At 71.0% G+C, this 26,239-nt stretch carries 25 protein-coding genes; 17 read left to right on the top strand and 8 right to left on the bottom strand.

Annotation, left to right across the window (positions count from 1 at the left end; translation table 11 throughout):
- Window positions 1–113: 113 nt before the first annotated feature.
- Complete coding sequence (locus tag ACZ7PG_RS25075) at window positions 114–1,214, top strand: epoxide hydrolase family protein (protein ID WP_470241512.1); 1,101 nt, start codon at window positions 114–116, stop codon at window positions 1,212–1,214.
- Here ACZ7PG_RS25075 and ACZ7PG_RS25070 read toward each other — a convergent pair.
- Window positions 1,211–2,035, bottom strand: coding sequence for an SDR family oxidoreductase (locus tag ACZ7PG_RS25070; RefSeq protein WP_470241511.1), 825 nt, complete (start codon window positions 2,033–2,035; stop codon window positions 1,211–1,213). The two genes, ACZ7PG_RS25075 and ACZ7PG_RS25070, sit on opposite strands and share 4 nt — an antisense overlap.
- 105 nt (window positions 2,036–2,140) lie before the next feature.
- Between ACZ7PG_RS25070 and ACZ7PG_RS25065 the strand changes: the two genes are divergently transcribed.
- Window positions 2,141–2,560 (top strand): MarR family winged helix-turn-helix transcriptional regulator, encoded by a 420-nt coding sequence (locus ACZ7PG_RS25065; protein ID WP_470241510.1) that lies wholly within the window; start codon window positions 2,141–2,143, stop codon window positions 2,558–2,560.
- 153 nt (window positions 2,561–2,713) lie between these two features.
- On the top strand, window positions 2,714–3,634 hold the full coding sequence (locus ACZ7PG_RS25060; protein ID WP_470241509.1) for a cation diffusion facilitator family transporter: 921 nt from the start codon (window positions 2,714–2,716) through the stop codon (window positions 3,632–3,634).
- Between the two features lies 1 nt (window position 3,635).
- Here the strand turns inward: ACZ7PG_RS25060 and ACZ7PG_RS25055 are convergent, their stop codons facing one another.
- Together ACZ7PG_RS25055 and ACZ7PG_RS25050 are read right to left on the bottom strand one after the other, a co-directional pair.
- On the bottom strand, window positions 3,636–4,349 hold the full coding sequence (locus tag ACZ7PG_RS25055; protein ID WP_470241508.1) for a DUF305 domain-containing protein: 714 nt from the start codon (window positions 4,347–4,349) through the stop codon (window positions 3,636–3,638).
- Window positions 4,346–5,164, bottom strand: coding sequence for a DUF3105 domain-containing protein (locus ACZ7PG_RS25050; RefSeq protein ID WP_470241507.1), 819 nt, complete (start codon window positions 5,162–5,164; stop codon window positions 4,346–4,348). The genes ACZ7PG_RS25055 and ACZ7PG_RS25050 overlap by 4 nt, the downstream gene beginning before the upstream one ends.
- A gap of 253 nt (window positions 5,165–5,417) precedes the next feature.
- On the opposite strand from ACZ7PG_RS25050, the gene argS reads away from it, so the two are divergent.
- From argS to prfA, 8 genes are all read left to right on the top strand, one after another.
- A complete protein-coding gene (gene argS / locus ACZ7PG_RS25045; RefSeq protein ID WP_470241506.1) occupies window positions 5,418–7,079 on the top strand; it encodes an arginine--tRNA ligase in 1,662 nt (553 codons plus the stop codon).
- A 3-nt stretch (window positions 7,080–7,082) separates the two neighbouring features.
- Complete coding sequence (lysA, locus tag ACZ7PG_RS25040; protein WP_470241505.1) at window positions 7,083–8,513, top strand: diaminopimelate decarboxylase; 1,431 nt, start codon at window positions 7,083–7,085, stop codon at window positions 8,511–8,513.
- A 5-nt stretch (window positions 8,514–8,518) separates the two neighbouring features.
- Complete coding sequence (locus ACZ7PG_RS25035; protein WP_470241504.1) at window positions 8,519–9,832, top strand: homoserine dehydrogenase; 1,314 nt, start codon at window positions 8,519–8,521, stop codon at window positions 9,830–9,832.
- A complete protein-coding gene (gene thrC / locus ACZ7PG_RS25030) occupies window positions 9,829–10,890 on the top strand; it encodes a threonine synthase (protein ID WP_470241503.1) in 1,062 nt (353 codons plus the stop codon). Before ACZ7PG_RS25035 ends, thrC begins: the two co-directional genes overlap by 4 nt.
- The gene (gene thrB, locus ACZ7PG_RS25025) at window positions 10,887–11,774 is read left to right on the top strand and encodes a homoserine kinase (protein WP_470241502.1); all 888 of its coding nucleotides are present in this window, start codon (window positions 10,887–10,889) and stop codon (window positions 11,772–11,774) included. The genes thrC and thrB overlap by 4 nt, the downstream gene beginning before the upstream one ends.
- A 401-nt stretch (window positions 11,775–12,175) precedes the next feature.
- On the top strand, window positions 12,176–14,197 hold the full coding sequence (rho, locus tag ACZ7PG_RS25020; protein WP_470241501.1) for a transcription termination factor Rho: 2,022 nt from the start codon (window positions 12,176–12,178) through the stop codon (window positions 14,195–14,197).
- A 182-nt stretch (window positions 14,198–14,379) separates the two neighbouring features.
- Window positions 14,380–14,610, top strand: a complete 231-nt coding sequence (gene rpmE / locus ACZ7PG_RS25015; protein ID WP_284744227.1) for a 50S ribosomal protein L31 — start codon at window positions 14,380–14,382, stop codon at window positions 14,608–14,610.
- 73 nt (window positions 14,611–14,683) lie between these two features.
- On the top strand, window positions 14,684–15,754 hold the full coding sequence (gene prfA / locus ACZ7PG_RS25010) for a peptide chain release factor 1 (protein WP_470241500.1): 1,071 nt from the start codon (window positions 14,684–14,686) through the stop codon (window positions 15,752–15,754).
- Between the two features lie 3 nt (window positions 15,755–15,757).
- On the opposite strand, the gene ACZ7PG_RS25005 is transcribed toward prfA, so the two are convergent.
- Window positions 15,758–16,411 (bottom strand): TetR/AcrR family transcriptional regulator, encoded by a 654-nt coding sequence (locus ACZ7PG_RS25005; protein ID WP_470241499.1) that lies wholly within the window; start codon window positions 16,409–16,411, stop codon window positions 15,758–15,760.
- Window positions 16,412–16,516: 105 nt separating this feature from the next.
- Here ACZ7PG_RS25005 and ACZ7PG_RS25000 point away from each other — a divergent pair, with 105 nt between their 5' ends.
- Window positions 16,517–17,635, top strand: a complete 1,119-nt coding sequence (locus ACZ7PG_RS25000) for a serine hydrolase domain-containing protein (protein WP_470241498.1) — start codon at window positions 16,517–16,519, stop codon at window positions 17,633–17,635.
- A 199-nt stretch (window positions 17,636–17,834) separates the two neighbouring features.
- On the opposite strand, the gene ACZ7PG_RS24995 is transcribed toward ACZ7PG_RS25000, so the two are convergent.
- From ACZ7PG_RS24995 to ACZ7PG_RS24985, 3 genes are read right to left on the bottom strand one after another with little or no spacing between them, the layout of a single operon-like run.
- Entirely contained in the window at window positions 17,835–18,266 is a 432-nt protein-coding gene (locus ACZ7PG_RS24995) for a GtrA family protein (protein ID WP_470241497.1), read from the bottom strand.
- Window positions 18,263–19,240, bottom strand: coding sequence for a glycosyltransferase family 2 protein (locus ACZ7PG_RS24990; RefSeq protein ID WP_470241496.1), 978 nt, complete (start codon window positions 19,238–19,240; stop codon window positions 18,263–18,265). The genes ACZ7PG_RS24995 and ACZ7PG_RS24990 overlap by 4 nt, the downstream gene beginning before the upstream one ends.
- A 32-nt stretch (window positions 19,241–19,272) precedes the next feature.
- A complete protein-coding gene (locus ACZ7PG_RS24985) occupies window positions 19,273–20,070 on the bottom strand; it encodes a TIGR03619 family F420-dependent LLM class oxidoreductase (protein ID WP_470241495.1) in 798 nt (265 codons plus the stop codon).
- Between the two features lie 55 nt (window positions 20,071–20,125).
- Between ACZ7PG_RS24985 and ACZ7PG_RS24980 the strand changes: the two genes are divergently transcribed.
- The gene (locus ACZ7PG_RS24980; protein WP_470241494.1) at window positions 20,126–20,485 is read left to right on the top strand and encodes a MerR family transcriptional regulator; all 360 of its coding nucleotides are present in this window, start codon (window positions 20,126–20,128) and stop codon (window positions 20,483–20,485) included.
- A 77-nt stretch (window positions 20,486–20,562) separates the two neighbouring features.
- A complete protein-coding gene (gene prmC / locus ACZ7PG_RS24975; RefSeq protein ID WP_470241493.1) occupies window positions 20,563–21,429 on the top strand; it encodes a peptide chain release factor N(5)-glutamine methyltransferase in 867 nt (288 codons plus the stop codon).
- Between the two features lie 64 nt (window positions 21,430–21,493).
- On the opposite strand, the gene ACZ7PG_RS24970 is transcribed toward prmC, so the two are convergent.
- A complete protein-coding gene (locus ACZ7PG_RS24970) occupies window positions 21,494–23,467 on the bottom strand; it encodes a M6 family metalloprotease domain-containing protein (protein WP_470241492.1) in 1,974 nt (657 codons plus the stop codon).
- A gap of 192 nt (window positions 23,468–23,659) precedes the next feature.
- Here ACZ7PG_RS24970 and ACZ7PG_RS24965 point away from each other — a divergent pair, with 192 nt between their 5' ends.
- The 3 genes from ACZ7PG_RS24965 to ACZ7PG_RS24955 all read left to right on the top strand — a co-directional run bounded on the left by ACZ7PG_RS24965 (window position 23,660) and on the right by ACZ7PG_RS24955 (window position 26,035).
- Window positions 23,660–24,310 (top strand): L-threonylcarbamoyladenylate synthase, encoded by a 651-nt coding sequence (locus tag ACZ7PG_RS24965; RefSeq protein WP_470241491.1) that lies wholly within the window; start codon window positions 23,660–23,662, stop codon window positions 24,308–24,310.
- Window positions 24,311–24,384: 74 nt separating this feature from the next.
- Window positions 24,385–25,542 carry a glycosyltransferase family 4 protein gene (locus ACZ7PG_RS24960; RefSeq protein WP_470241490.1) on the top strand — a complete coding sequence of 386 codons (1,158 nt, stop codon included), beginning with the start codon at window positions 24,385–24,387 and terminating at the stop codon, window positions 25,540–25,542.
- A 49-nt stretch (window positions 25,543–25,591) separates the two neighbouring features.
- Window positions 25,592–26,035, top strand: coding sequence for a hypothetical protein (locus ACZ7PG_RS24955; protein ID WP_470241489.1), 444 nt, complete (start codon window positions 25,592–25,594; stop codon window positions 26,033–26,035).
- Window positions 26,036–26,239: the final 204 nt, after the last annotated feature.

The raw sequence follows: 26,239 nt of genomic DNA, 5'->3' as shown, positions 1-26,239 counted from the left end.
GTGCCCCCTCGCGCGCAGGTGGTCCCATCTGCGAATTCGCTGGTCAGCGGTCAGAAAGTTGATCCACTAGCCGCTACGTCGCTAGCGTGGGAAGCCCACCTGAAGGAGCCGACATGGTCAAGCCGTTCCAGGTGTCTCTCGATGAGGCCGAGGTCGCCGATCTGCGGGAGCGGCTTCGGCGGACTCGGTGGCCTGAGGCCGAGACCGTCCAGGACTGGTCGCAGGGGGTTCCGCTCGCCTACGTCCGGGAGCTCTGCCGGGACTGGGGTGAGGAGTACGACTTCGGGTTCGCCGCCCGGCTCAATGCCTTCCCGCAGTTCCGGGCCGACGTCGACGGCGTCGGGCTGCACTTCGTGCACCTTCGGTCGCTGGAAGCCGATGCCTTGCCGCTCGTTCTGACCCATGGGTGGCCCGGGTCCGTGCTCGAGTTCCTCGATGTCTTCGGGCCGCTCGCCGATCCCGCCAAGCACGGTGGGGATCCCGCCGATGCCTTCCACGTCGTCGCTCCGTCGCTGCCCGGGTTCGGGTGGAGTGACAAGCCCGCGCTGAAGATCGCGCGGGTCGCCGAGCTCTTCGACCTGCTCATGCAGCAGCTCGGCTACGACCGCTACGGCGCCCAGGGTGGTGACTGGGGCGCCGCCGTCACCAACGCGCTCGCGCGGTCCGGGCGGGTTGCCGGGGTGCACGTCAACTTCGCGCCCGTGCGGATGGACCAGGACGATCCGACGCCCGGGGAGCGGCGGGCCCGCGCCGACCTCGAAGAGTTCCGGCGCTCCGGGGCCGGGTACTCCGCGCAGCAAGCCACCCGGCCGCAGACGCTCGGCTACGGCCTCACCGACTCGCCCGCCGGCCAGGCCGCCTGGATCGCCGAGAAGTTCTGGGCCTGGACCGACAACAAGGGCCACCCGGAGGACGCCGTCGACCGGCAGAAGATCCTTGACGACATCTCCGCCTACTGGTTCACCGCGACGGCGGCTTCGTCGGCGCGGATGTACTGGGAGAACAACGACCGGGATCTGTCCACTGTGGACGTCCCGGCCGGGGTTTCGGTGTTCCCCAAGGAGATCGTGCGGCCGTCGCGGCGGCAGGCCGAGCAGCGCTACACCGACCTGCGGTGGTTCGAGGAGTTGCCCGTCGGCGGGCACTTCGCCGCGCTGGAGCAGCCTGAGCTGTTCGTCGACCAGGTCCGCGGCTTCTTCCGGCTGGTGCGCTAGGCGAGCCAGCCGGTCGTCAGGCGCTGGACGGCCGAGCCGTCGCGGTCGGCGAACTTGAGCCCGGTGAACTCCTCGGCCTGCTTCGACGTCTGGATGCGGAACGCCGGCGCGTCGGCCGTCATCGCGCCCACGATCACCTCGGCGACCTCGTCGGCCGTCTGGGCGCCCTCGAACGACTTCGTGACGTTCGCGACGTACTTCTGCAGGGACTCCGCGTAGGGGCCGGCTTCGGCGAAGAGGTGCTCGCCGACGCCGATGTTGTTCACGAACTCCGTCGCGACCGCGCCCGGCTCGACGACGCACACCGTGACGCCCTGGGCCGCGGCGACCGGCGCGAGGGACTCCATCAGGCCCTCGACGGCGAACTTCGCCGCGCAGTAGGCCTCGTTGAACGGCTGGCCGACCGCGCCGCCGATGCTGGTCACCGTGATCACGCGGCCGCCGCTCGCGCGCAACGCCGGCAGCGCGGCCTTCGTCGCCTCGACGACGCCGAAGAAGTTGACCTCCATCGTGGCGCGCACCGCCGAAACCGGCTCCTGCTCGAGCGTGCCGACGTGCCCCGCGCCGGCGTTGTTGACCAGCACGTCGAGCCGGCCGTAGTCGGCGAGGACGCCCTCGAACGCCGCGCGCACGGACGCGGGATCGGTGACGTCGAGGGGGCGGATGTCCAGGTCGACGCCGGCTTCGCGCAGGCGGTCGGCGCGGGCGGGATCGCGCAGCGTGGCGACTGTCCGGAAGCCCGCGCGGGCCGCCCGGACCGCCGTGGCGAGGCCGATTCCGGTGGACGTGCCGGTGATCAGGGCGACGCGGTCGTTGCTCATCTCGAACCTCGATGTGATTCAGGTGAATGATGATTAATGCAGTGAACTAAAATGACTATAGGCATGGATGGTTCATGCAGTCAACTATCGGCTTACACTCACCGGATGAGCGCTGACCCAATCACCGACGACGTCGTCGCCCTGCTCGCCCGGATCGTCGACCGGTTCGTCGGCTCCTACGAGTCCGCGGCGGCCGCCCAGGGGCTGACGACCGTGCAGGCCAAGGTGCTCGGCGCGCTCCGGGAGCCGATGCCGATGCACCGGATCGCCGAAAAGCTGAACTCGGAGCGCTCGAACGTGACCGGGATCATCGACCGGCTGGAGGCTCGCGGCCTGGTCGAGCGCCGGGCGGACAGCCGCGACCGGCGGATCAAGAACATCGTGGCCACGCCCGCGGGTGCCGTGCTCGCGCGCGACTTCCAGCGGTCACTCGGTTTCGCGGCCGAACCGCTCGCGGCGCTCGGCCCGGACGACCGCGTGAAGCTGCGTGACCTGCTGGAGCGGATGGTCGGCGCCGAAGCGTGACGAGTCCGACTGGCGGGAAACCCCGCCTGGTGGATTGGTAGCCGCGAGCGCGCGGAGTAGCTTTCGGGTGGGTGAACTTAGGGTGCCCTCTGTTGCACATATGCGCATTCGACTATATGTTGGCCCCGACGGTGAACCGCGAACGGAGGCGGAATGGGACACGGCCACGGGCACGGCCAGTCGGTCGCGCCGGCGAGCGCGTCGGGGCGGTACGTGCGGAGCCTGACCATCGCCCTGGGCATCGGCGCCGGCTTCATGGTGCTGGAGTTCGTCGTCGGCTTCACGACCGGCTCGCTGGCCCTGATCTCCGACGCGGCGCACATGTTCACCGACGTCCTCGGGGTCGGGATGGCCCTCGTCGCGATCATCCTGGCGCGGCGCACCGGACCCACGGTCAGCCGCACCTTCGGCCTCTACCGCGCGGAAGTGCTGGCCGCACTGGCCAACGCCGTCCTGCTGTTCGGGGTCGCGGGGTACGTGCTCGTCGAGGCGATCGGCCGGATCGCCGACCCGCCCGCCGTGCCCGGCCTGCCGGTGCTGCTGGCCGCGTCCGCCGGGCTCGTGGCCAACATCGTGTCGTTCTGCATGCTGCGCGCGGGCGCGAAGGAGAGCCTCAACGTCCGCGGCGCCTACCTCGAGGTGCTGGCCGACCTGATCGGCTCGGTCGGCGTGCTGCTCAGCGGCGCGCTGACGCTGCTGACGGGCTGGCGCTACGCCGACCCGATCATCGGTGTCGCGATCGGGCTGTTCGTGCTGCCCCGCACGTGGACGCTGGCCCGCCGCGCCCTGCGCATCCTGTTCCAGCACGCGCCCCAGGGCGTCGACGTCGGCGCGATCAGCGCGGAGCTGTCCGCGCTGCCGGGCGTCGCGGACGTGCACGACCTGCACGTCTGGACGCTGACGTCGGGCATGGAGGTGGCTTCGGCGCACTTGACGCTGGCGCCGCCCGCTCAGCAGTCGGATGTGCTGACGGAGGCGCAGAACCTGCTGTCCTCGCGGTATGCGATCGAGCACGCGACGCTGCAGGTGGAAGCGCCGCAGTGTGCGCGGCGGTGCCAGGAACTCAGCTGGTAGGTCAGGCCGGCAGCGGCTGGGCACCCCGGCCGGAGAGCATCAGCTTGATCTGGTCCATCTCCGCGCCCTGCGAGGCCAGGATGCTGTTCACCAGTGCCTTCAACGCCGGCAGGGACGAATGCGCCGCCGCGTACTGGGCCATCGACGTTCCGCCCTGGTGGTGGCGGAGCATCAGCTGCAGGAAGTAGACGTCGAACTCGCGGCCCGACAGCGAGCGCAGCTTCTTCAGTTCCGTGTCCGTCGCCATGCCCGGCATCAGGGCGCCGCCCGCCGGGTTGATCGATGACGGGGCCATCGACATCCCGTCGTGGCCCACCATCGGTTCCGTCATCCACTTCATCGGCGCGCCGATCGACTGCTCGGGCTGGTCCCACAGCATGAGCCAGCCCTTCATGCGGCCGACCTGCTCGAGCTGCGTGCGCTCGATGTCGAACGAAAGCTGCTTGATCTCCGGGTCGGTCGTGCGGTCGCGGGCGATGCCCGCCATCGTCACCGCCTGGAGGTGGTGCGTGGACATGTCCTGGGCGAAGCCGACCTCGACCGAGCCGGCGGCCGGAGTGGCCGCCGCCGGCTCGTCGACGGCGCGGGTGATGAACATCCCCGCCGTCGCGCCGATCAGCAGGACCGCGAGCAGCGTCCCGCCGATGATCACCCAGCGCGACCAGGTCGGCTGCTCGGTGACCTCTTCGGTGTCGAGGTCGGTTTCGGTGGTCACTTGGTCGGCGTCGGCGAGGCCGGGGCCGAAGCCGGAGCGGAGGCCGGGGCGGAAGCGGGCATGCCCTGCTCACCCTGGGCGGCCGTGCTGCCCTTGTAGTCCATCGGCTTCGCGTCGGGGCCTGGCTTCGACGGGTCGAACGGCGGCGGGTTGTCCGGGTCGAACTGGCCCGGGACGGCGTCGCAGGACGCGCCGACCTCGGGGTAGACGCCGTTCGGGTTGCTCCGCAGCGCCGCGATGAACTCGTCGATGCGGGCGTCGTCGGCGCTGTCCAGCTTCAGCTGGTGGCCCCACGACTGCAGCGAGATCGGCTTGTCGAGGCCGGGGTACGGCGACAGCATCGTGAACGGCTTGTCCTTGGCGCGGACGCTCAGCAGGTTCAGCGCGTCACCCGAGATCTGCTGCGGGTTGTAGGCGATCCAGACCGAGCCGTGCTCGAGCGCATGCACCATGTTCTCGGTGCGGACGGCGGTCGGGTACACGATGCCGGTGCAGGTGGCCCACGTCTGGTCGTGCGGGCCGCCGAACGGCGGCGAGTGGTCGTAGGCGACGCGCTCGGTCGGGAGCACGTGCACGCTGCCGGTGTAGGTCGCGGTCACCACACCGGGGATGCGCTTCGAGGGGTCCGGGTCCTGCGCGGTCGGCGCGAACGAGGCGGCGGCCGCCTCACGGTCGGCCTGGTCGCGCTTCGGCGCCGACTTCACCATGTAGTAGGTGATCACGGCGGCGAGCAGGGCCACGATGGCCACGACGGCGATGATCGTGCCCCACGGCGTGCCCTTCTTGCTCACCACGGAACCGCGGGCGGCCTTCACCGCAGACCCCTTTTTCCGAGTTGTCCCGTTCGCCATGGCTCCCGCGTTCTCCCTCTGGTGACTGCGGACGGATTCCCGCCCGGGCCAGTGTAGAGACCGCCCGTCTGATCACCGTTAACACCTCACACACTGTGTCAACCGAGGCTTCGCCTCGGGCCGGGGGCTCCGCCACCCGGACCCCCGAAGAGCGGGTGTCGTGACGTGGCCGAGACCGATGCGAGCGCCCCACCTGGGCACACCTAGAATTCGACGAGTGACTCCCGCCGCTCTCGCCGACCTGGTCCGCAGCTCCGCCGTGCAGGTGCTCGCCGCACGCGGCATCGACGACGCCGTGCTGCCGGAGCAGGTGACCATCGAACGCCCGCGCAACCCCGACCACGGCGACTACGCGACGAACCTGGCCCTGCAGGTGGCCAAGAAGGCCGGGCTGAAGCCGCGCGAGTTCGCCGAGGAGCTCGCCGAAGCGGTCTCGGCGGACGACGGCGTCGCCTCGGCCGAGGTGGCGGGTCCCGGCTTCCTCAACTTCCGGCTCGCCGCGGCCGCGCAGGGCGACATCGTGCGCCAGGTGCTCGACGCCGGCGCCGCGTTCGGCCGCGGGGACGCGCTGGCCGGCACGAAGATCAACCTCGAGTTCGTCTCGGCGAACCCGACCGGCCCGATCCACCTGGGCGGCACCCGCTGGGCCGCCGTCGGCGACGCGCTCGGCCGGGTGCTGGGCGCGCAGGGCGGCGAGGTCACCCGCGAGTACTACTTCAACGACGCCGGTGCCCAGATCGACCGGTTCGTCCGGTCCCTGATCGCCGCCGCGAAGGGCGAGCCCGCGCCGGAAGACGGCTACGCGGGCGGGTACATCAACGACATCGCCGCCGAGGTCATCAAGGCCGAGCCGAGCGCGCTCTCGCTGCCGGAAGAGCAGCGGCACGAGACGTTCCGCCGGATCGGCATCAACCTGATGTTCACCGAGATCAAGCAGAGCCTGCACGAGTTCGGCACCGACTTCGACGTCTTCTTCCACGAGAACTCGCTGCACGAGTCCGGCGCGGTCGGCGCGGCCGTCCAAGAGCTGAAGGACTCCGGGAACCTCTACTTCGAAGACGGCGCCTGGTGGCTGAAGTCGAAGGAGTACGGCGACGACAAGGACCGCGTCGTCATCAAGCAGGACGGCAACCCGGCCTACATCGCCGGTGACCTGGCCTACTTCAAGGACAAGCGCAACCGCGGGTTCGACCTCTGCATCTACATGCTCGGCGCGGACCACCACGGCTACATCGCCCGCCTCAAGGCCGCGGCCGCCGCGTTCGGCGACGACCCGGCGACGGTCGAGGTGCTGATCGGCCAGATGGTCAACCTGGTCAGCGACGGCAAGCCGGTGCGGATGTCCAAGCGCGCGGGCACCGTGATCACCATGGAGGACCTCGTCGAGGCCGTCGGCGTCGACCCGGCCCGCTACGAGCTGATCCGCTACTCCGTGGACTCCACTTTGGACGTCGACCTGGACCTGCTGCGCAAGCACTCCAACGACAACCCCGTCTACTACGTCCAGTACGCGCACGCGCGGCTGGCGTCCCTGCAGCGCAACGCGGCCGACCTCGGCCTCGCGAAGCAGTCCGGTTCGGACGTCGATTTCGGACTGCTCACGCTGCCCGCCGAGGGCGACCTGATCCGCACCATCGGCGAGTTCCCGGAAACCGTGCGCCGCGCCGCCGACATGCGGGAGCCGCACCGGATCGCGCGCTACCTCGAAGAACTCGCGGGCGCCTACCACAAGTTCTACACCGTGGGCCGCGTGCTGCCGATGGGTGACGAAGAGGCGACCCCTCTGACGTACGCCCGGCTCGCGCTGTGCGAGGCCGCCCGCCAGGTGCTGGCGAACGGCCTCGCCCTGCTCGGTGTCTCTGCTCCGGAACGGATGTAACCCATGGCTCACCCCGCGGGCCCCAGGCACGCCGACGTCTACACCCACGCCGACACCTCCGGGCTCCAGCCGTCGGGGGCCGAGGAGCTCGACAAGCTCCCGGCGAAGGTGTGGCCCCGCAACACCTTCCGCGCCGGCGACGGCGTCGTGCGGATCGCCGGGGTCGACGTCCGCGAGCTCGCCGAGAAGCACGGCACGCCCCTGTTCGTGGTCGACGAGGCCGACTTCAAGTCCCGCTGCGCCGACTACGCCGAGGCGTTCGACGACCCGTCGCTCGTGCACTACGCGTCCAAGGCGTTCCTGTCCATCGAGATCGCCCGCTGGGTGGCCGAGCAGGGGCTGAGCCTGGACGTCTGCAGCGGCGGCGAGCTCGCCGTGGCGCAGCGCGCGAACTTCCCGGTCGAGCGGATCACCTTCCACGGCAACAACAAGTCGCCCGCGGAGCTCGAAGCCGCGATCGTCGCGGGCGTCGGCACGATCGTGCTCGACTCGTACTTCGAGATCGCCCGGCTGGCCGACATCGCCGCGCGCCACGACGTCGTGCAGGCGGTGCTCATCCGGGTCACCGTCGGCGTCGAGGCGCACACGCACGAGTTCATCGCGACCGCCCACGAGGACCAGAAGTTCGGGTTCTCGCTGGCTTCCGGCGACGCCGCCGAGGCGGTGCGCCGGGTGCTCAACGCGCGTTCGCTCAAGCTCGTCGGCCTGCACAGCCACATCGGCTCGCAGATCTTCGACGCCGACGGCTTCGAGGTCGCTGCCCGCCGCGTCGTCGGCCTGCTCGCCGACCTCGCGAAGGAGCACGGCCCCGAGCTGCTCGACCAGCTGAGCCTGGTCGACCTCGGCGGCGGCTTCGGCATCGCCTACACCGAGAAGGACAACCCGCCGCCGCCGGCGCAGATGATCACGCAGATCCGCGAGATCGTCCGCAAGGAGTGCGCGTACGCGGGCCTGCCGGTGCCGCGCATCGCCGGCGAGCCCGGCCGCGCCATCGCCGGTCCCGGCACCGTCACGCTCTACGAGGTCGGCACCATCAAGGACGTCGCGCTCGGGGACGAGTCGTCGCGGCGCTACGTCAGCGTCGACGGCGGGATGAGCGACAACATCCGGACCGCGCTCTACGACGCGGTGTACGACGTCCGGCTCGTTTCCCGCTCCGCGAGCGAGAACGACCAGCCGGTCCCGGCCGTGCTGTCCCGGGTCGTGGGAAAACACTGTGAGTCCGGCGACATCGTCGTACGAGACTGCTGGTTGCCCGACACGCTGGCTCCCGGCGACCTGCTGGCCGTCGCGGCGACCGGTGCCTACTGCTACTCGATGGCGAGCACGTACAACCGGCAGCCGCGCCCGGCCGTGGTCGCCGTGCGCAACGGCGGCTCGCGGCTGCTGCTGCGGCGCGAGACGACCGACGACATGCTCCGCCTGGAGGTCTGAACACAGTGGCTGCCCCCGAAGAACGGCGTGCCGTCAAGGTCGCCCTGCTCGGCTGCGGGACCGTCGGCAGCGAGGTCGCCCGGCTGCTCTCCGAGCAGGCCGGTGAGCTGGCCGCGCGGGCCGGGGTCGCGGTGGAGCTGGCCGGCATCGCCGTCCGCCGCCCGGACAAGCACCCCGAGCTGCCGCCGGAGCTGCTGACCGCCGACGCCGAGAAGCTCGTGACCAGTGACGACGTCGACGTCGTGGTCGAGCTGGTCGGCGGCATCGAGCCGGTGCGCGGCTGGCTGCTGGCCGCGCTGAAGGCCGGGAAGTCCGTCGTCACGGCGAACAAGGCCCTGCTGGCCGAGCACTCCGCCGACCTGTTCGAGGCGGCCGACGCCGCGGGCGCCGACCTCTACTTCGAGGCCGCGGTCGCCGGCGCCATCCCGCTGCTGCGCCCGCTGCGCGAATCCCTCGCGGGCGACCGGATCACGCGTGTCATGGGCATCGTCAACGGCACCACGAACTACATCCTGTCCGCGATGGACTCCACCGGCGCCGGCTACGCGGAGACGCTCGACGAGGCCAGCCGCCTCGGGTACGCCGAGGCCGACCCGACCGCCGACGTCGACGGCTACGACGCCGCGTCGAAGGCCGCGATCCTCGCTTCGCTGGCCTTCCACACCCGCGTGACCGCTTCGGACGTGCACCGCGAGGGCATCGCCGACGTCACCGCCGCCGACCTCGGCGCGGCCCGGATGCTCGGCCGCACGGTCAAGCTGCTGGCGATCTGCGAACGCGTGGCCGACGACGACGGCGTCGAGTCGGTCTCCGCCCGCGTGCACCCGGTGATGATCCCGCGCAGCCACCAGCTCGCGGGCGTCGGCGGCGCGTTCAACGCCGTCTACGTCGAGGCGGACGCCGCCGGCGAGCTGATGTTCTACGGTCAGGGCGCGGGCGGCGCGCCGACCGCGAGCGCGGTGCTCGGCGACCTCGTCGCGGTGGCCCGCAACCTGGTGGCCGGCGGCCGCGGCCCGCGCGAGTCCGCGCACGCGGCGCTGCCGGTGCGGCCGATGGGCCAGACGCCGACCCGGTACCACGTAAGCCTTTCCGTGGCCGACCGCGCCGGCGTGCTCGCCCAGGTGGCGCAGGCGTTCGCCGGGCACGGCGTGAGCATCGCGGCCGTGCGCCAGAGCGACGTCGGCGACCGCGCGAGCCTGGTCGTGGTGACCCACCAGGCTCCCGACGCGGCGCTTCAGTCCACTGTGGACGAGATCGCGAAGCTCGACGTCGTCCACGAGGTCGTCAGCGTTATGCGGGTGGAAGGCGAAGACCAGTGAGCAGTCAACCCTGGCCGGGAATCATCGAGGCGTACCGGGACCGCGTCCCGGTTCCGGACGGGGCGCAGGTCGTCACGCTCGGGGAAGGCAACACGCCGCTGCTGCCCGCGCGGTACCTGTCCGAGCTGACCGGCTGCGAGGTGCACCTCAAGGTCGAGGGCGCGAACCCGACCGGCTCGTTCAAGGACCGCGGGATGACCGTGGCCATCACGCACGCGCTCGCCAGCGGGCTCAAGGCGGTGATCTGCGCGTCGACCGGCAACACGTCCGCCTCGGCCGCGGCCTACGCCGCCCGCGCGGGCCTCACCTGCGCCGTGCTGGTGCCCCAGGGCAAGATCGCGATGGGCAAGCTCGCCCAGGCCGTCTTGCACGGCGCGCGGATCCTGCAGGTCGACGGCAACTTCGACGACTGCCTCGAGCTGGCCCGCAAGACCGCGGCCGACTACCCGGTCACGCTCGTCAACTCGGTCAACCCGGTGCGCATCGCCGGCCAGAAGACCGCGGCCTTCGAAATCTGCGACGCGCTGGGCGAGGCGCCGGACATCCACTGCCTGCCGGTCGGTAACGCGGGGAACATCACCGCTTACTGGGCGGGGTATTCGGAGTACGCGGCCGACGATGTGGTGAAGAACACCCCGCGGATGTTCGGCTTCCAGGCGGCCGGCGCGGCCCCGCTGGTGCTGGGCGAGCCGGTGCGCGACCCGGACACGATCGCGACGGCGATCCGGATCGGCAGCCCGGCGTCGTGGACCGCCGCGGTGAAGGCGAAGGAAGCGTCGGACGGGCTCTTCGAGGCCGTGACGGACGAGAAGATCCTGGAGGCGTACCGGTTGCTGGCCGGGCGTGAAGGCGTGTTCGTCGAGCCGGCGTCGGCCACCAGCGTGGCCGGCCTGCTGGCCACGGCCGCCGACGGACGGCTGCCGCGCGGGTCGCGCGTCGTCTGCACGGTCACCGGCCACGGCCTGAAGGACCCGCAGACGGCCTTGGCGGGCAACGTCGAGGTCGAACCCCTCGCGGTGGACCCGTCGGCGGTCGCGGCGGCGCTGGACCTGCGGTGACCGCCGGGTTCAAGGTCACCGTCCCGGCGTCGACGGCGAACCTCGGGCCGGGTTTCGACGCCTTCGGCATGGCGCTGGGCCTGCACGATGTCGTCGAGGTGCGGGTCATCGACGCCGGGCTCAAGGTCGAGGTCATCGACGCCGGCGCGGGCGGGGTCGAGGACGTCCCCACCGACGAGACCCACCTCGTCGTGCGGGCCATCCGGCGGACCTGCGCGCACCTCGGCGTCGAGCCGCCGGGCCTGCACCTGCGCTGCTACAACGCGATCCCGCACGCGCGCGGGCTGGGTTCCTCGGCGGCCGCGGTGGTGTCCGGCGTCGCCGCCGGGTACGCCCTCGCCGGCCGGGAAATCGAGGAGTTCGAGGCGCTGCAGCTGGCCGCCGGCTTCGAAGGCCACGCCGACAACGCCGCCGCGAGCCTGGTCGGCGGTCTGGTCGTGGCCTGGTGCGAGGGCACCGAGTTCCACGCCGAACGGCTCGCGCCGCACGCGTCGATCCGGCCCGTCGTGGCGGTGCCGTCGGTGCGCTCGGCCACCGCGACCACGCGCGGCCTGCTGCCGGCGACCGTGCCGCACGCCGACGCCGCGCACAACGCCGGCCGCGCCGCGCTCGCCGTGCACGCGCTGACGGCGAAGCCGGAGCTGCTGCTCGCGGCCACCGAAGACCGTCTGCACCAGCACTACCGGGCCCCCGCGTACCCGGCGAGCGGCGAGCTGGTGGCGACGCTGCGTGCACGCGGAGTCGCCGCCGCCGTCTCCGGCGCGGGTCCCACGGTGCTCGCGCTGACCACGACGGGAATATTGCCGCCAGGGGTCGACGTTGAGGGCTTCGACGTCTTCGAGCTGCCCGTGGATCTCGCGGGCGTGCGGGTTGCGGCTCAGTAAAGGCTGGGTCACGTGGCCGCCGCCCCGTCCGCCACGCGGGGGGTGGTTGTTGCACCCGGCACCGGCGCGGTCTACCCTCGGGGGCGTTCGATCACCGTGCGTTTCCGCACCCGATGCCGGTCCCCGGATCGCATCCTTCGTTGATCCGCCGAATCCGCACCGCCTGGCAAGCGGGGTAACGCGGAGGAACGTAGGCGGGTTTCCGGTTTCGGCGGTGCCGAATTCCGTGTCCTCCGAATGGAGGACGCAAACCCCTGTGGTGGAGGCGCTCCAGCTGTGTTTCGCACGGCCGAAGAGCTCGTCTCCCGTATCGGGGGGGGCAGATACGCCGGTTCGCGATCAGAAGCGAGCGGCAGTCCGCTGATCCGCCTGGAGGCGTGGATCGGTCAGGAAGGACATGTGTGAGCAACACCGATCTTTTGAGCGACGTGGGTAGCAGCGCCGCGGAGTCGAACGGCACCACCCCCGCTCCCAAAAAAACGGTCGGCGGGTTGACCGGGAAGACCGTGGCGGAACTGCGTTCGCTGGCTGGGGAGCTCGGCGTCGGTGAGACGACGGGCATGCGCAAGGGCGATCTGATCGCCGCGATCCGTGAGCGTCAGGGCAAGTCGCGCAAGCGTCCGGCCGCCGAGACGCTGCCCCTCGAGGGCGTCGGCGAGCCGGTGAAGGCGCCGAAGCGCGAGCCCAAGGCCGAGGCGCCGTCGGCGCCGGTCGAGACCAAGCCGGAGCCGAAGGCCGAAGCCCCGGTCGCGAGTGCTCCGGTGGTGGAGGCCCCGCAGGCCGAGCGCCCGCAGCAGGACAAGCAGGACGGCCAGCAGGGCCAGGACGGCCAGCCCGACGAGGGTGGCCGAGGCCGGCGTCGCCGCGGCTCGAACCGCGCCGCCGGTGCGCCCGACGGCCAGGTCGGGGGCGACCGTCAGCAGAGCGGTGACCGTCAGGGCGGCGACCGTCAGCAGGGCGACCGTCAGCAGGGCGACCGCCAGCAGGGTGGCGGGAACAACCGCGACCAGCAGCGCCAGGGCGGCCGCAACGACAACCGCCAGGACGGCAACCGTCAGGACGGCAACCGTCAGGACGGCAACCGCCAGGACGGGAACCGCCAGCGCAACCAGCAGGACGGCGGCAACCGCGGCCAGGACCGCGACAACCGCGCCCAGCAGCAGGACGACGACGAGGAAGGCGGCCGTCGCGGCCGTCGCTTCCGCGACCGTCGTCGCCGGGGCAGCGGGGGCGGCCAGCGCGAAGCCGGCGGCTCGCCGGACACCGAGATCCGCGAGGACGACGTCCTGCTGCCCGTCGCGGGCATCCTGGACGTGCTCGACAACTACGCGTTCGTGCGGACTTCCGGCTACCTCGCCGGCCCGAACGACGTGTACGTCTCGCTGTCGCTGGTCCGCAAGTACGGCCTGCGCCGCGGTGACGCCATCACCGGCAGCGTGCGCCAGCCGCGCGAGGGCGAGCAGCAGCGGCAGAAGTTCAACCCGCTGGTGCGCGTCGACTCGATCAACGGCCTGGACCCGGACGAGGCCAAGCGCCGCCCGGACTTCACCAAGCTGACCCCGCTGTACCCGAACGAGCGGCTGCGCCTCGAGACCGAGTCGCACAAGCTCACGACCCGCGTGATCGACCTGATCATGCCGGTCGGCAAGGGGCAGCGTGCCCTGATCGTGTCGCCGCCGAAGGCCGGTAAGACCACGATCATGCAGGACATCGCGAACGCGATCTCGACGAACAACCCCGAGTGCCACCTGATGGTCGTCCTCGTGGACGAGCGTCCGGAAGAGGTCACGGACATGCAGCGCTCGGTGAAGGGTGAGGTCATCGCCTCGACCTTCGACCGGCCGCCGGCGGACCACACCTCGGTCGCGGAGCTGTCGATCGAGCGGGCCAAGCGCCTGGTCGAGATGGGCCACGACGTCGTCGTGCTGCTCGACTCGATCACGCGTCTCGGCCGCGCGTACAACCTGGCGGCCCCGGCGTCCGGCCGGATCCTGTCCGGTGGTGTCGACTCGACCGCGCTCTACCCGCCGAAGCGGTTCCTCGGCGCGGCGCGCAACATCGAGAACGGCGGCTCGCTGACCATCTTCGCCACGGCGATGGTGGAGACCGGGTCGACGATGGACACGGTCATCTTCGAAGAGTTCAAGGGCACCGGTAATGCGGAGCTCAAGCTCGACCGCAAGATCGCCGAGCGCCGGGTGTTCCCGGCTGTCGACGTCAACCCGTCCGGTACCCGCAAGGACGAGCTGCTGCTCTCGCCGGACGAACTCGCGGTGACCGTGAAGCTGAGCCGGGTGCTGCACGCGCTCGACTCGCAGCAGGCCATCGACCTGCTGATCTCGCGGCTGCGCAAGACGAAGACGAACGTCGAGTTCCTGATGCAGGTCTCGAAGACCGCCCTCGGTGGCGGCGAGGACGACTGAACGTGCTCATCGCCAGGCCTCCCCGCTCGCCGCGGGGAGGCCTCCGGCACGTCCGGAATACCAGGTCAGCGGGGTGCGTTCCAGTGATCGTCAGCCCGTCTGGCAGAATTACCCGCTGAAGTCCGGCACCGGTTCACCCCGCGAGAACGACTGGGGACCCGGAGCCAACGAGAGAGGACACCATGAAGAGCGGTATTCACCCCGAGTACGTGGTCACGAACGTGAACTGCGACTGCGGCAACAGCTTCACCACGCGCAGCACCAAGACCAGTGGCGACATCCACGTCGAGATCTGCTCGAACTGCCACCCGTTCTACACGGGCAAGCAGAAGATCATGGACACCGGTGGCCGGGTCGCGCGCTTCGAGGCTCGCTACGGCAAGCGGCAGAAGAAGGACGCCGACGCCAAGTAGCTTTTTTCACGGCGCCCACCCGCACGCGCGGGTGGGCGCCGTTGTTTTGGAACCGGGCTGAGAGGTGGCACAGGTGGATTCGAGCTCGCTCAAGGGGCTGCTCGCCGAACACGCGGAGCTGGAGACCCAGCTGGCGGACCCGGCGGTGCACGCCGACCAGGCGCGCGCTCGAAAGCTCGGCCGCCGCTACGCCGAGCTGACGCCGGTGGTGCGGGCCGTGCACGAGCTGGACACCACCCGCGACGACCTCGCGGCCGCCCGGGAGATGGCCTCGGAGGACGCGGAGTTCGCCGCCGAGGCCGAAGTGCTCGCCGCGAAGATCCCCGAGCTGGAGTCGAAGCTCACCGAGCTGCTGCTGCCGCGCGACCCGTACGACGGCTCCGACGTCGTGATGGAGATCAAGTCCGGTGAGGGCGGCGAGGAGTCGGCCCTGTTCGCCGGCGACCTCCTGCGGATGTACCTGCGCTACGCCGAGCGGCACGGCTGGAAGGCCGAGGTGCTCGACTCCGTGGACTCCGACCTGGGCGGCTTCAAGGACGTCACGCTCTCGATCAAGACGAAGTCGGCGGTCGTCGACGGCGTCTGGTCCCGCCTGAAGTTCGAGGGCGGCGTGCACCGCGTCCAGCGCGTGCCGGCGACCGAGTCGCAGGGCCGGATCCACACGTCGGCGTCCGGGGTGCTGATCTACCCGGAGCCGGAGGAGGTCGAGGTCGAGATCGACCCGAACGACCTGCGCATCGACGTCTTCCGCTCGTCGGGTCCCGGCGGCCAGAGCGTCAACACGACCGACTCGGCGGTGCGGATCACCCACCTGCCGACCGGCATCGTCGTGTCCTGCCAGAACGAGAAGTCCCAGATCCAGAACCGCGCGCGGGCCCTGCAGGTGCTGCAGGCCCGGCTCCAAGCGGTGGCCGAGGAAGAGGCCGCGGCGAAGGCGTCCGACGCCCGCCGCTCGCAGGTCCGCACGGTCGACCGCTCGGAGCGGATCCGCACGTACAACTTCCCGGAGAACCGGATCTCGGACCACCGGGTCAACTACAAGGCGTACAACCTGGACCAGGTCCTCGACGGCGACCTCGACGGCGTCCTGGACGCGCTGGCGACGGCGGACCGCGAAGAGCGCCTGGCCGTTTCGGCCGGCTGACCCTCAGGGGATCGCCGCCTCGATCCGGTCGAGCTGGGCGGCGACGATCTCTTCGAACGCCGCCCGGCGGTCCGCGCCGAGCGGCCGGACGTCGCGGGCGAAGTGGGCCAGCGCCGGGAAGCGCTCGGGGTCGGCGCCCAGCACCGCGACGCGGAACTGCTCCATGCCCTGCTCGTGTTCGGTGGGGGTGACGGTGCTGACCCCGGCCTCCGACGCGATCAACGCGGCGATGAGGATCGCGAGCCGGTGGTAGCGCGCCGGGATCTCCGCGTCGGGCAGCCCCGACGTGCGCAGGGCCTGCAGCACCTCTTCCATGACGAGCCGGGACCCGGCGCCGCCTGACGCGTAGCGCCCCCAGATCGCGGCGATCTGGGGCTGCTGCCCGAAAGCCTCGCGCAGGCGCAGAGCTGTGGCGGTGAGGCGCTGCTTCCAGTCGCCCTCGGGGCGATAGCCCTCCATGGCGGCCACGAGGGTCCGGTCGGCGACCGCGCGCAGCAGCTCGGTCTTGTTGCGGAAGTGCCGGTAGAGGCTCGAGGAGTCGGTCCCGAGCGCCACGGCGAGCTTGCGCACACTGAACGACTCGGCGTCGTCCGTCCGCAGCAGCTCCGCCGCCGTGTCCAGGATCTCCTCGGTCGACCAGCGCCTGCGGCCTGTCATCGCGTTCCTCTCGTCCGGTGCCTGTCCCAACCTATTATGCACTTGCTGTTGCACGCACCGCGTGCATAATGAGGACAACGGCACTTCCGAGAAGGGAACCCCACCGTGCAGAACTCACTGGACCCCGCCGAGCTGACCGCCGCCCTCGAGAACGTCCACCGCGCCGGGATGCCGGGCCTGTTCGCCGAAGTGCAGGCCGGCGACCAGGTCTGGCGCGGTGCCGCCGGCGTCGCCGACGTCGGCACCGGCCGTCCCGTCACCGCCGGCCTGCGCCACCGCGTCGGCAGCATCACCAAGACCTTCACCGCCGCCGCGGTGCTCCAGCTGGTCGAGAGCGGGCAGATCGGGCTCGACACCCCGATCGGCCACTACCTGCCGCGTCTGGTGCCCGGCGAGCGCGGCGACGCGATCACCGTCCGGATGCTGCTCGACCACACCAGCGGGCTGGCCGAATACCTCCCGTACGCCTATCCCTCGCTCAGCGCGTTCCCCGACCTGGCGAAGACCGGACCCGAGAGCTTCGACGACCACCGGTTCACGCGGTTCGACCCCGCCGAGCTGATCCGGCTGGGGGTCACCGCGCCCGCCGCCGGCGTCCCGGGCGGCACACCGGGGCTGTACTCGAACACCAACTACCTGCTCCTCGGCGAGCTGCTGGAGCACGTGACCGGCACGGCGGCCGAAAAGCACATCACGCAGTACGTCATCGAGCGCGCCGGCCTCCAGGACACCGGGTTCCCCGAGGGCACGGACGTCGCCGGGCCGCACTCGCGGCTGTACGAGGCGTGGTTCGGCAAGATCGACCCGCCGCGCGACTACAGCGTCTTCGACATGTCCTGGGTGGGGCCGGCGGCCGCGCTGGTCTCGACCGTCGCGGACCTCAACCGCTTCTTCCGCCTGCTGCTCGCGGGCGAGATCGTCAGCCGGTCCTCGCTGGCGGAGATGCGGCGCACCGTCAAGGTCGTCTCGCAGGAGGGCAAGGTCATCGACTACGGCCTCGGCCTGCACCCGGCGGAGGCGCCCGGCCGGGAAACGTTCTGGGGCCACGGCGGCACGGTCTGGGGTGGCGGCACCCTCGCGATGATCCGGGCCGACGGCGAGCGTCAGCTGTCCGTCGCGATGAACCTGCAGCGGTGGAACCGGCTCGACCCCGCGGGCGTGCCGCAGCCGCATCCCCTCGACGGGGCGCTCGCGGAGCTCCAGCGGGTGGCGATGTACGGATGACCGCCACGTCCCGGGTGGCCGCGGCGCTGGGGGCCGGGCTCGTGCTCAGCGCCGGGGTCGGCCTGACCCGGCTGCTCGTCCGGGACACCTCCGGCGGCACCGGCCTGCCGCCGGCGCTGGGCCGGGGCGGGTGGCGATGTACGGATGACCGCCACGTCCCGGGCGACCGCGGCTTTGGGGGCCGCGCCCGGGCCTGAGATCAGGCCGAATCGGCGGGCGCGGCGCCGGGAACGGGGGAAACGGGCGCGTGCCGGAACACCACGTAGTGGTAGAGCAGGTAGTTCCAGAACAGCCCGACGACGATCGCCGCGCCCTTCGGCACCAGCAGGTTGACGCCCGGGAACAGGTGGCTGACCAGCGTGATGACGCCGAACTGGACCACCCAGAGCCCGAACGCCGTCACCCCGAAGAACAGCAGCGCCTGGCGGCGGATGTCGCCGTCCTTCGCGCGGAACGTGAAGTTCCGGTTCAGCGTGAACGACAGCAGCATGCCCGCCGTCGTGGAGATGAAGTTGGCGACGAACGTCGGCACGCCCAGCGTCGCCAGCAGCGCGTACCCCAGCACGTCGACGAGCGTGTTGCCGATCCCGACGATCCCGAAGCGCACCTGCGTGGCCGTGACGAACCTCATCGGGCGGCGCTCCGGTCTCCGGCACCGGTGCGCACCGACGCCACCGTGTACAGCGGCCGGTTCTGGACCTGCGAATACGTGCGGCCGATGTAGCTGCCGAGCACGCCGAGCATGATGATCTGGATGCCGCCGAGGAAGAACATCGCGATGGTGATGAACGCCCAGCCGGGCACCGCCGTCTCCGGCGCGAACAGCTTCACGCCGACGACGTAGAGCACGCCGAGGAAGCTCAGCAGCGAAATCAGGTACCCCATCCGCGTGATCATCCGCAGCGGCGTCGTCGAGAACCCGAGGATGCCGTCGGCGGCGAAGCGCAGCATCTTCGTCAGCGGGTAGCCGGTGACGCCGGCGTGGCGCTGGTCGCGGTCGAACAGCACCGCCGTCTGCCGGAACCCGACGTAGCTGACCAGGCCGCGCAGGAACCGGTCGCGCTCGCGGTACTTGCGCAGCTCGTCGACGACCTTGCGGTCGACCAGCCGGAAGTCGCCGGTGTTCTTCGGGATCTCGACCGCGGCCATCTTCTGCAGGAACCAGTAGAACGCGGTCGCGGTGAACCGCTTGAACGGCGAATCCCGGCGTGAGCGGCGTTGCGCGTAGACGACCTCGTAGCCCTCTTCCCACTTCTCCAGCAGCTCGAGGGCGACCCGCGGCGGGTCCTGCAGGTCGCTGTCCATGATGATCGTCGCGTCGGCGTCGACCAGGTCGAGCCCGGCGGTGACGGCCATCTGGTGGCCGAAGTTGCGGGAGAGCTCGACGACCGTGACCCGCGGGTCGCGCGCCCCCAGCTCCGTGAGCCGGTCCAGGGACGCGTCCCGGCTGCCGTCGTCGACGTAGATGAAGCTGAAGTCGTACCGCCCGGCCATGGGCGCGGTGACCTCGTCGACCGTGCGGTGCAGCAGGTCGATGTTCGCTTCCTCGTTGTAGATGGGGAAGATGAACGCGACCCGGCGGCGCGTGGTCGGCTCGGTCGGCACTGGCGCTCCCGTGGGTCGGCGTCTCGGGCATCCTAGAGATCGGCGACGCCCTCGGCGAACACGGCCATCCGCTGGTCGTAGTCCTCGGCCGGGCCGAAGTGGACGGCCACCGCGTCCGCCCCGGCCAGGATATACGCCCGGAATCGCGCGATGGCGGCCCCGAGATCGTCCCCGTTCCATTCCATTCTGGCGGTCAGCCGTGTTTCGCGGCCGTTTGTCATGCCCGTGAGCTTTTCGGCGCGCTCGCCGAATTCGGCGGGGGACAGCCCGGCGCTCATCCAACCCGAGCCGATCCGCGCGGCCCGGCGCAGCGCGACGGCGGAGTTGCCGCCGACGGTGATCGGCACCGGCCCGGCCGGTCGCGGCTCGAAGTACCCGCCGCCGGGCCCGCGGCCGGTGCGGAAGAGCTCGGCGAGCAGGTCGAGGGTGGCGTCGGTCCGCTTTCCGCGCCCGCCGAAGTCCGCCCCGACCTCGGCGAACTCGGGCTCGTTCCAGCCGGTGCCGATCCCGAGGTCGAACCGGTGCCCGGAGAGCCGGTCGAGCGTCGCGACCTGCTTGGCCAGCGCGAACGGCTCCCGCAGCGGCACGATCAGCACCGACGTCCCCAGCCGGATCCGGCTGGTGCGCGCGGCGATGTGGGCCAGCGTGACGAGCGGTTCGTAGACGCCGCCGAAGACGTCCCCGAAGGCACCGGGCGGGATGAGGTGGTCGGGCAGCCAGGCGGCGTGGTAGCCGAGGTCCTCGGCTACCCGGGCGAGTTCGGCGGGCCGCGCGGGGTCGAGGTCCGGCTGCTCGTTCGGCAGGACGACCTCGATGAAATGTCCGGTCATGCCCGCGACGTTAGGTCTTCACATCGGTGTGAAGGTCAAGTCGGCAGGGGGACGTATGCGGATCGGCGAGCTCGCGGGTCGCACCGGCGTCAGCACGCGGTTGCTGCGCTACTACGAGGAGCAGGGCCTGCTGACGGCCTCGCGCGACGGCAACGGCTACCGGGCCTACGCCGAAGACGCCGTCGTGCGGGTGCGTCAGATCCGGCGGCTGCTGGCCGCGGGGCTGACCACCGAGGTCATCTCGTCGGCGCTGCAGTGCGCTCGCGGCGAGGACGCGCACCTGGACCTGTGCCCGGAGCTCGCGGGCCTGCTGCACCGCGAACTGACCGCGATGGACGACCGGATCGGGGCGCTGCAGCGGCGCCGTTCGGTCCTGGCGGGGTACCTGACCGGAGAGGGGACCTCGATACGCTGAGGGGCGTCGGACCGGCGCGTGTCCTGACAGGGGAGTTCCGCCTGGTGTGCCAGGCTTGACGAGGTGAAGGACGACGAGTGAATCGGCAGCCGCTGCGCCTGGCCATCATCGAGGCCACCCGGATCCTCGAGCGCGCGGGTGTCGCGTCGCCGCGGTTCGACGCCGAGGTGATCGCGGCGCACGTGCTGGGGGTCGAACGCGGCAGGCTGCCGATGGTGCCACTGGTCGACCCGCCGGTCATCGAGGCCATCGGCCAGCTCGTCCAGCAGCGCGCGAAGCGGATCCCGCTGCAGTACCTGACCGGCTGGGCGGCACTGGGGGACATCACGGTCGCGGTCGGCGCGGGAGTGTTCGTCCCCCGGCCGGAGACCGAGCTGCTGCTCGAGTGGGGCGTGAAGTTCCTGCAGGGACGCGAGTTCCCGGTGGTGGTCGACCTGTGCACGGGCTCCGGCGCGCTGGCGCTGGCGGTGGCGAACGCGCGCCCGGACGCGGTGGTCTACGCGGTGGACGTCGACCCGCAGGCCCTGGCCTGGGCGCGCCACAACGCGGACGTCCACGCGGACGCGGGCAACACCCCGATCCGCCTGTATTCGGGCGACATCGGCGACCCGACGATGTTCGCCGAGCTCGACGGCCTGGTCGACCTGGTGCTGTGCAACCCGCCGTACGTCCCGGAGGGAACGCCGGTGCCCCCGGAGGTCGCGGAGCACGACCCGCCTCGCGCGGTGTTCGCGGAGGAGAGCGGCCTGGCGGTGATCCGCCACGCGATCGCGGCGGGAGCGCGGCTGCTGCGTCCAGGTGGCGGGTTGGCGATCGAGCACGACGACACGCACGGGTCGGCGGTGCCGGCGTTGGTCCGGGCCCGGCGGGTGCTGACCGGGGTCGAGGGGCACGCGGATCTGACGGGACGGGCTCGGTTCGTCACCGCTCGCCGGCTGGGCTGAGCGGTCGTGAGTGAGAAACAGTGTTCTAACACTGTTTCTCACTCACGACCAGCCGCGGCAGACTCTAGAAGCCGAACGCCGTGCAGCTCGCCGTCGCGGTCTTCGACGGGTCGCTCACCGACGTCGCCGTCAGCTTCACCCTTGCCGCCAAGTCACCACCCGCTCCGCGCTTCGCGAGCGCCGGCACCTTCACGTGCCCGCCGAACTTCGCCGTCGCCAGCTCGTTCGGCAGCCGGACCTCCCACCCGCGGGCGTCCGTCGACACGCTCAGCCGGTACGTGTCCGTGTCGTACGGTGCCTTCGCGCCCTTGGCCGACCCCGTGTTCAGCAGGCCGAAGTCACACGTCGCCAGGCCGCCGCGGGCGAAGGCCGGCAGGGCCGGGGTCAGCGCCGCGCCGCGGGCCTGGCTGCCCGAACCGTCCAGCGAGGCCACCGTCACCGTGTACGACAGGATGCCGCGGCGGTCGCGGGCCAGGTCGGTGATCAGGAACCGCAGCCGGTTGGCCTGGTCGGTGTACTCGTACGGGCTCGCCGCCTCCGTGCCCGCCTTGAACAGGGCGTCGTTGAGCTGCCGGTAGTCGCCGACGGTGATCTTCACCGGGGTCCCGTCCGGCTTCGTGTAGTCGGTGATGCCGATGTCCTGCGGGTTTGCGTCGATCACCCAGTCGAAGGGCGCGTTGTCCTGGTTCTTCGTCTTGGTGATCATGACGCCGGAGTCCGGCGCGAAGGAGTCCGCGCCCATCCGGTCGACGACCTCGACCGTGTAGTTGTCGTAGCCGCCGCCGTCGCAGAACGGGTCCTTGGACCGGTCGCACTTCGGCGCCTTGTCCCCGCCGGTGAGCTTGATGTTCAGGCCGGTGAACGCTCCCGGCTGCGCCTCCGTCTCGCGCGCGGTCAGGCGAGCCGACACCGGACCGGACGTCGCCAGCGCGTTGCGGTCCAGCTGCAGCACGTCCGCCGGGTCGACGATGCCGAGCTTCAGCTTGTTGCGCAGCTGGTGCTGGGCGCCCATCGAACTGCCCTGCGTCGCCGGGATCTGCCAGCGCGTGTGCGGGCCGCCGGGCCCGTTGAACGTCCCGCGCGACAGCATGTCCCACGGCCCGCTGTAGCTGCGCGACGGAGGGACGCCGAACGGGTTGTTGTAGTTGTCGCCGATGCCCAGGATGTGGCTGAACTCGTGGGCGTAGGTCGACTGGCCCGAGCTTTCGGCCTGCACCGAGCTGCCGTTCTGCGCGTTCGGCCAGATGCTGGCGGCCGACGCCCACGACGTCCACGGCACGTACCGCGTCGCGGCGTAGTTGGGCAGGTCGTGGTTCGGCGGGCCGAACGCGTCCGGGACGTTCTCCTTCGCGCCGAACTTCATCTCGCCGAACTCCTGCCAGGTCGAGCTCTCGTCCTGGCCCGCGGAGAGGTAGAAGACGAAGTCGAACTGGTTCGCGGTGTCGCCCACGTCCGCGCGCCACGCGTCGCCGGCGTCCTTGCGGATGTCGCGGTCGCAGTTCGCGCCGGGCGGGCACGCGCTCGGCTGGAACTCCATGCCGTACTCGAAGGACTTGCCGGGCATCCGGTACGGCCCGAACGCGGTCAGCTGCACGGCGAACCGGCCGCCGGAGTCCTCCATCCAGTACTCGTTGATGGTGTGGCCGTTGTTGAGCGCCTCGGGCTTGTTGAGGAAGTCCTGGTAGTACTGCGCGACGCCGGCCCGCGGGATGTTCGCGGCGGCCGGTCCGGGGTTGCCGAAGATCGTCGAGTTCGCCGGCTTCGTGACGACGAAGTCCTGGTCCGGGTAGTCGGCGAGGACGACGGCGCCCTTGAAGGTGCGCTGCGTCGGCTTGAGCGAGGGATCGGCCCAGTTCGTGCCGGGCACCTTCTGGTAGTCGGACCAGGTCATGTGGTCCTGGTTCTCCCAGTGCGCGGCGTCGATCGGGGCCGGCCAGCCACGGGTCAGCGGCTCGGCGGCGGCGGTGCCGGCGCCGAGCCCGGTGAGGACGGTGACCGCGGCGAGCAGGGCGAGCGCTTTCGGGGTTCTGGGGCGCATCTGCGGCTCCTTCACTGGGAACCCACGGGGGTGGTGGTTCCCAGTGATCGACCGTATTGAGCCACGCTGTCCCGGTTCTGCCTCGAGGCGAGGTTTACCCGCTTGCCCCACGACGAAAGTCTGGCCGGTTGTCAGAGCGCCGGTGTGACGCGGCCGACGCCCGCTCCGGCGGCCGGACTACGCTTGGCGCCCATGAGCGTGGTCTACGACTGCAGCAAGCGGGAGTCCCGGGCCGACGGACTGACGGCGGCCGCGGGCGCGGTGCGGTCGAGCAGGCTGGTCGTCCTGCCGACCGACACGGTCTACGGCATCGGCGCCGACGCGTTCGACGCGGGCGCCGTCCAGGCGCTGCTGCGCGCGAAGAACCGCGGCCCGGACATGCCGGTCGGCGTGCTCGTCGGCTCGTGGTCCACTGTGGACGGCCTGGTGCTCGGCGTGCCCCCGCAGGCACGTGCGCTCATCGAAGCGTTCTGGCCGGGCGATCTGTCCATCGTGCTCCCGCACGCGCCGAGTCTGCAGTGGAACCTCGGCGACGCCCGCGGCACCGTGATGCTCCGGATGCCGCTGCACCCGGTGGCACTGGAGCTGCTGCGCGACGTCGGCCCGATGGCCGTGTCGAGCGCGAACGTCTCGGGCCGGCCGCCGGCCAGCACCGCGCAGGAGGCGCAGGAGCAGCTCGGCGACTCGGTCGCGGTGTACCTCGACGGCGGCTCGAGCGGCGAGGCCGTCGCGTCGAGCATCGTGGACCTCACCGGCACCGAACCGGTGGTGCTGCGCGAAGGCGCCGTGGGCAAGGACGCCATCGCGGAGGTGCTGGGTGTACCCGCGGAATCGTTGGCCTGAAGCCGGATCAAGCGGTTTTCCGCGGCACGATAGCGTGTCGCGGGTGACCCCGACCCCGCGAGCGTGACGCACCCGTGCCGCCCACATCCGGTCTTCTCCCCATCCGGGAATACATCCTCGTCGCGCTGACCGCGACGGCGGTGACCTACCTGCTCACCGGCCTCGTGCGCCGGCTCGCGATCCGCGTCGGCGCAATCGCCAACCCGCGTGCGCGCGACGTCCACGTCGCCCCGATCCCGCGGATGGGCGGGATCGGCATCTTCCTCGGCGTCGCCGGCGCGATGGGCCTGGCCCACCAGCTGCCCGCGCTGTCGCACGGCTTCGACGCGTCGTTCGACTCGGTCGGCGTGCTGCTCGCGGCCGGGGTCATCTCGCTGATCGGCGCGCTCGACGACCGCTTCGAGCTGGACGCGTGGACGAAGCTGGCCGGCCAGGTCATGTGCGCCGGGATCCTGGTCATCTTCGGCGTGCAGTGGGTGTCGTTCTGGGTGCCGTGGGGCGGGCAGGGCGACTCGTTCGGCTCGGTGCTGGTGCTCGACAAGAACCAGGGCGCGCTGCTGACCGTGGTGATGGTCGTGGTGATGGTCAACGCGATGAACTTCGTCGACGGCCTCGACGGGCTGGCCGGCGGCCTCGGGTTCATCGCGGCGACGGCGACGTGCGCGTTCTCGCTGGGCCTGCTCGACAGCTCCGGCGGCGACGTCGGCACGTACCCGCCGGCGCTGATCGCGGCGACGCTCGCGGGAGCGTGTCTGGGCTTCCTGCCGTACAACTTCCAGCCCGCGAAGATCTTCATGGGCGACTCGGGGTCGATGATGATCGGCCTGATGCTCGCGGGCGCGACGACGTCCGCGTCCGGGCGCGTGCCGTACCCGCAGTTCAGCGGCAAGGACGCGATCGCGCTGCTGTCGCCGCTGGTGGTCGTGGCGGCGGTGCTGTTCGTACCGCTGCTCGACCTGATCATGGCGGTCATCAGGCGCACGCGCCGCGGCGAGAGCCCGTTCGCGGCGGACAAGATGCACCTGCACCACCGGCTGCTGGAGATCGGCCACTCCCAGCGCCGCGCGGTCCTGCTCATCTACTTGTGGGCGGGGATCCTGGCGTTCGGCGCGGTGTCGGTGACCCTGTTCGACGACGCGGCGGCGCTGTGGATCATCGGGGTGGGGCTGGTGTTCGCGGTGGTGGTCTCGATCGTCCCGCGCCTGCGTTCGCGCAACCAGCCCGGAACCTGACCAGGCGCGTTCTCTAGACTCGGTGTCCGAACCGAGCAGGGAGCCAGTCGTGAGCGAGACCGAACCGCAGGACCAGGAGAACCCGCACGCCAAGGTGGTGCTGCAGGCCGCCCGGGCGATGACGAAGGCTTCGCTGCTCGTCACCCCGCCCGCGGTGATCGTCTGCATCGTGCTCTTCAGCATCCTCAAGGGCATGCCCGGCTTCCTCGGCTCGCTCGTCGGCGGGGTGCTCGCCATGGTGGCGTCGCTGTCCACGCTGGGCCTGATGAAGTTCAGCGCCGGCCAGGACCCGATGTTCGTCATGGTGATCGCGCTCGGCGGGTACGTCGTGAAGGTCGTCCTGCTCTTCGGGGCGCTGACGCTGCTGAAGGGCGTCACGGCGCTGCACCCGCTTTCGCTCGGCATCACCATGATCGTCGCCATCCTGCTGGCCGCCGCGGCCGAGTTCGCCGCCTTCCGCAAGACCAAGATCCCGACGATCATCCCCTCCTGACGCCCGTCCGGTTTGCCGTAGACTTCCGTTACTCACGGTGAACCGGGCTGCGGCCGCCCGAGTATGACCGGGGCCACAGACGTGCGCTTTCGCGCGGCCCCCGAAATGCCCCCGGGACCCGCCGCCTGCACCGTTGCCGAAGGGGTCCCGTCCGGTCCCGGACCTGGGTCCCTGGCGGACCCGGGACTTAGGTCCTGGGCTGAT

It is taken from the genome of Amycolatopsis sp. NPDC114504 (assembly GCF_055633595.1).
This window is presented reverse-complemented; position numbering and strand designations above follow the sequence as displayed.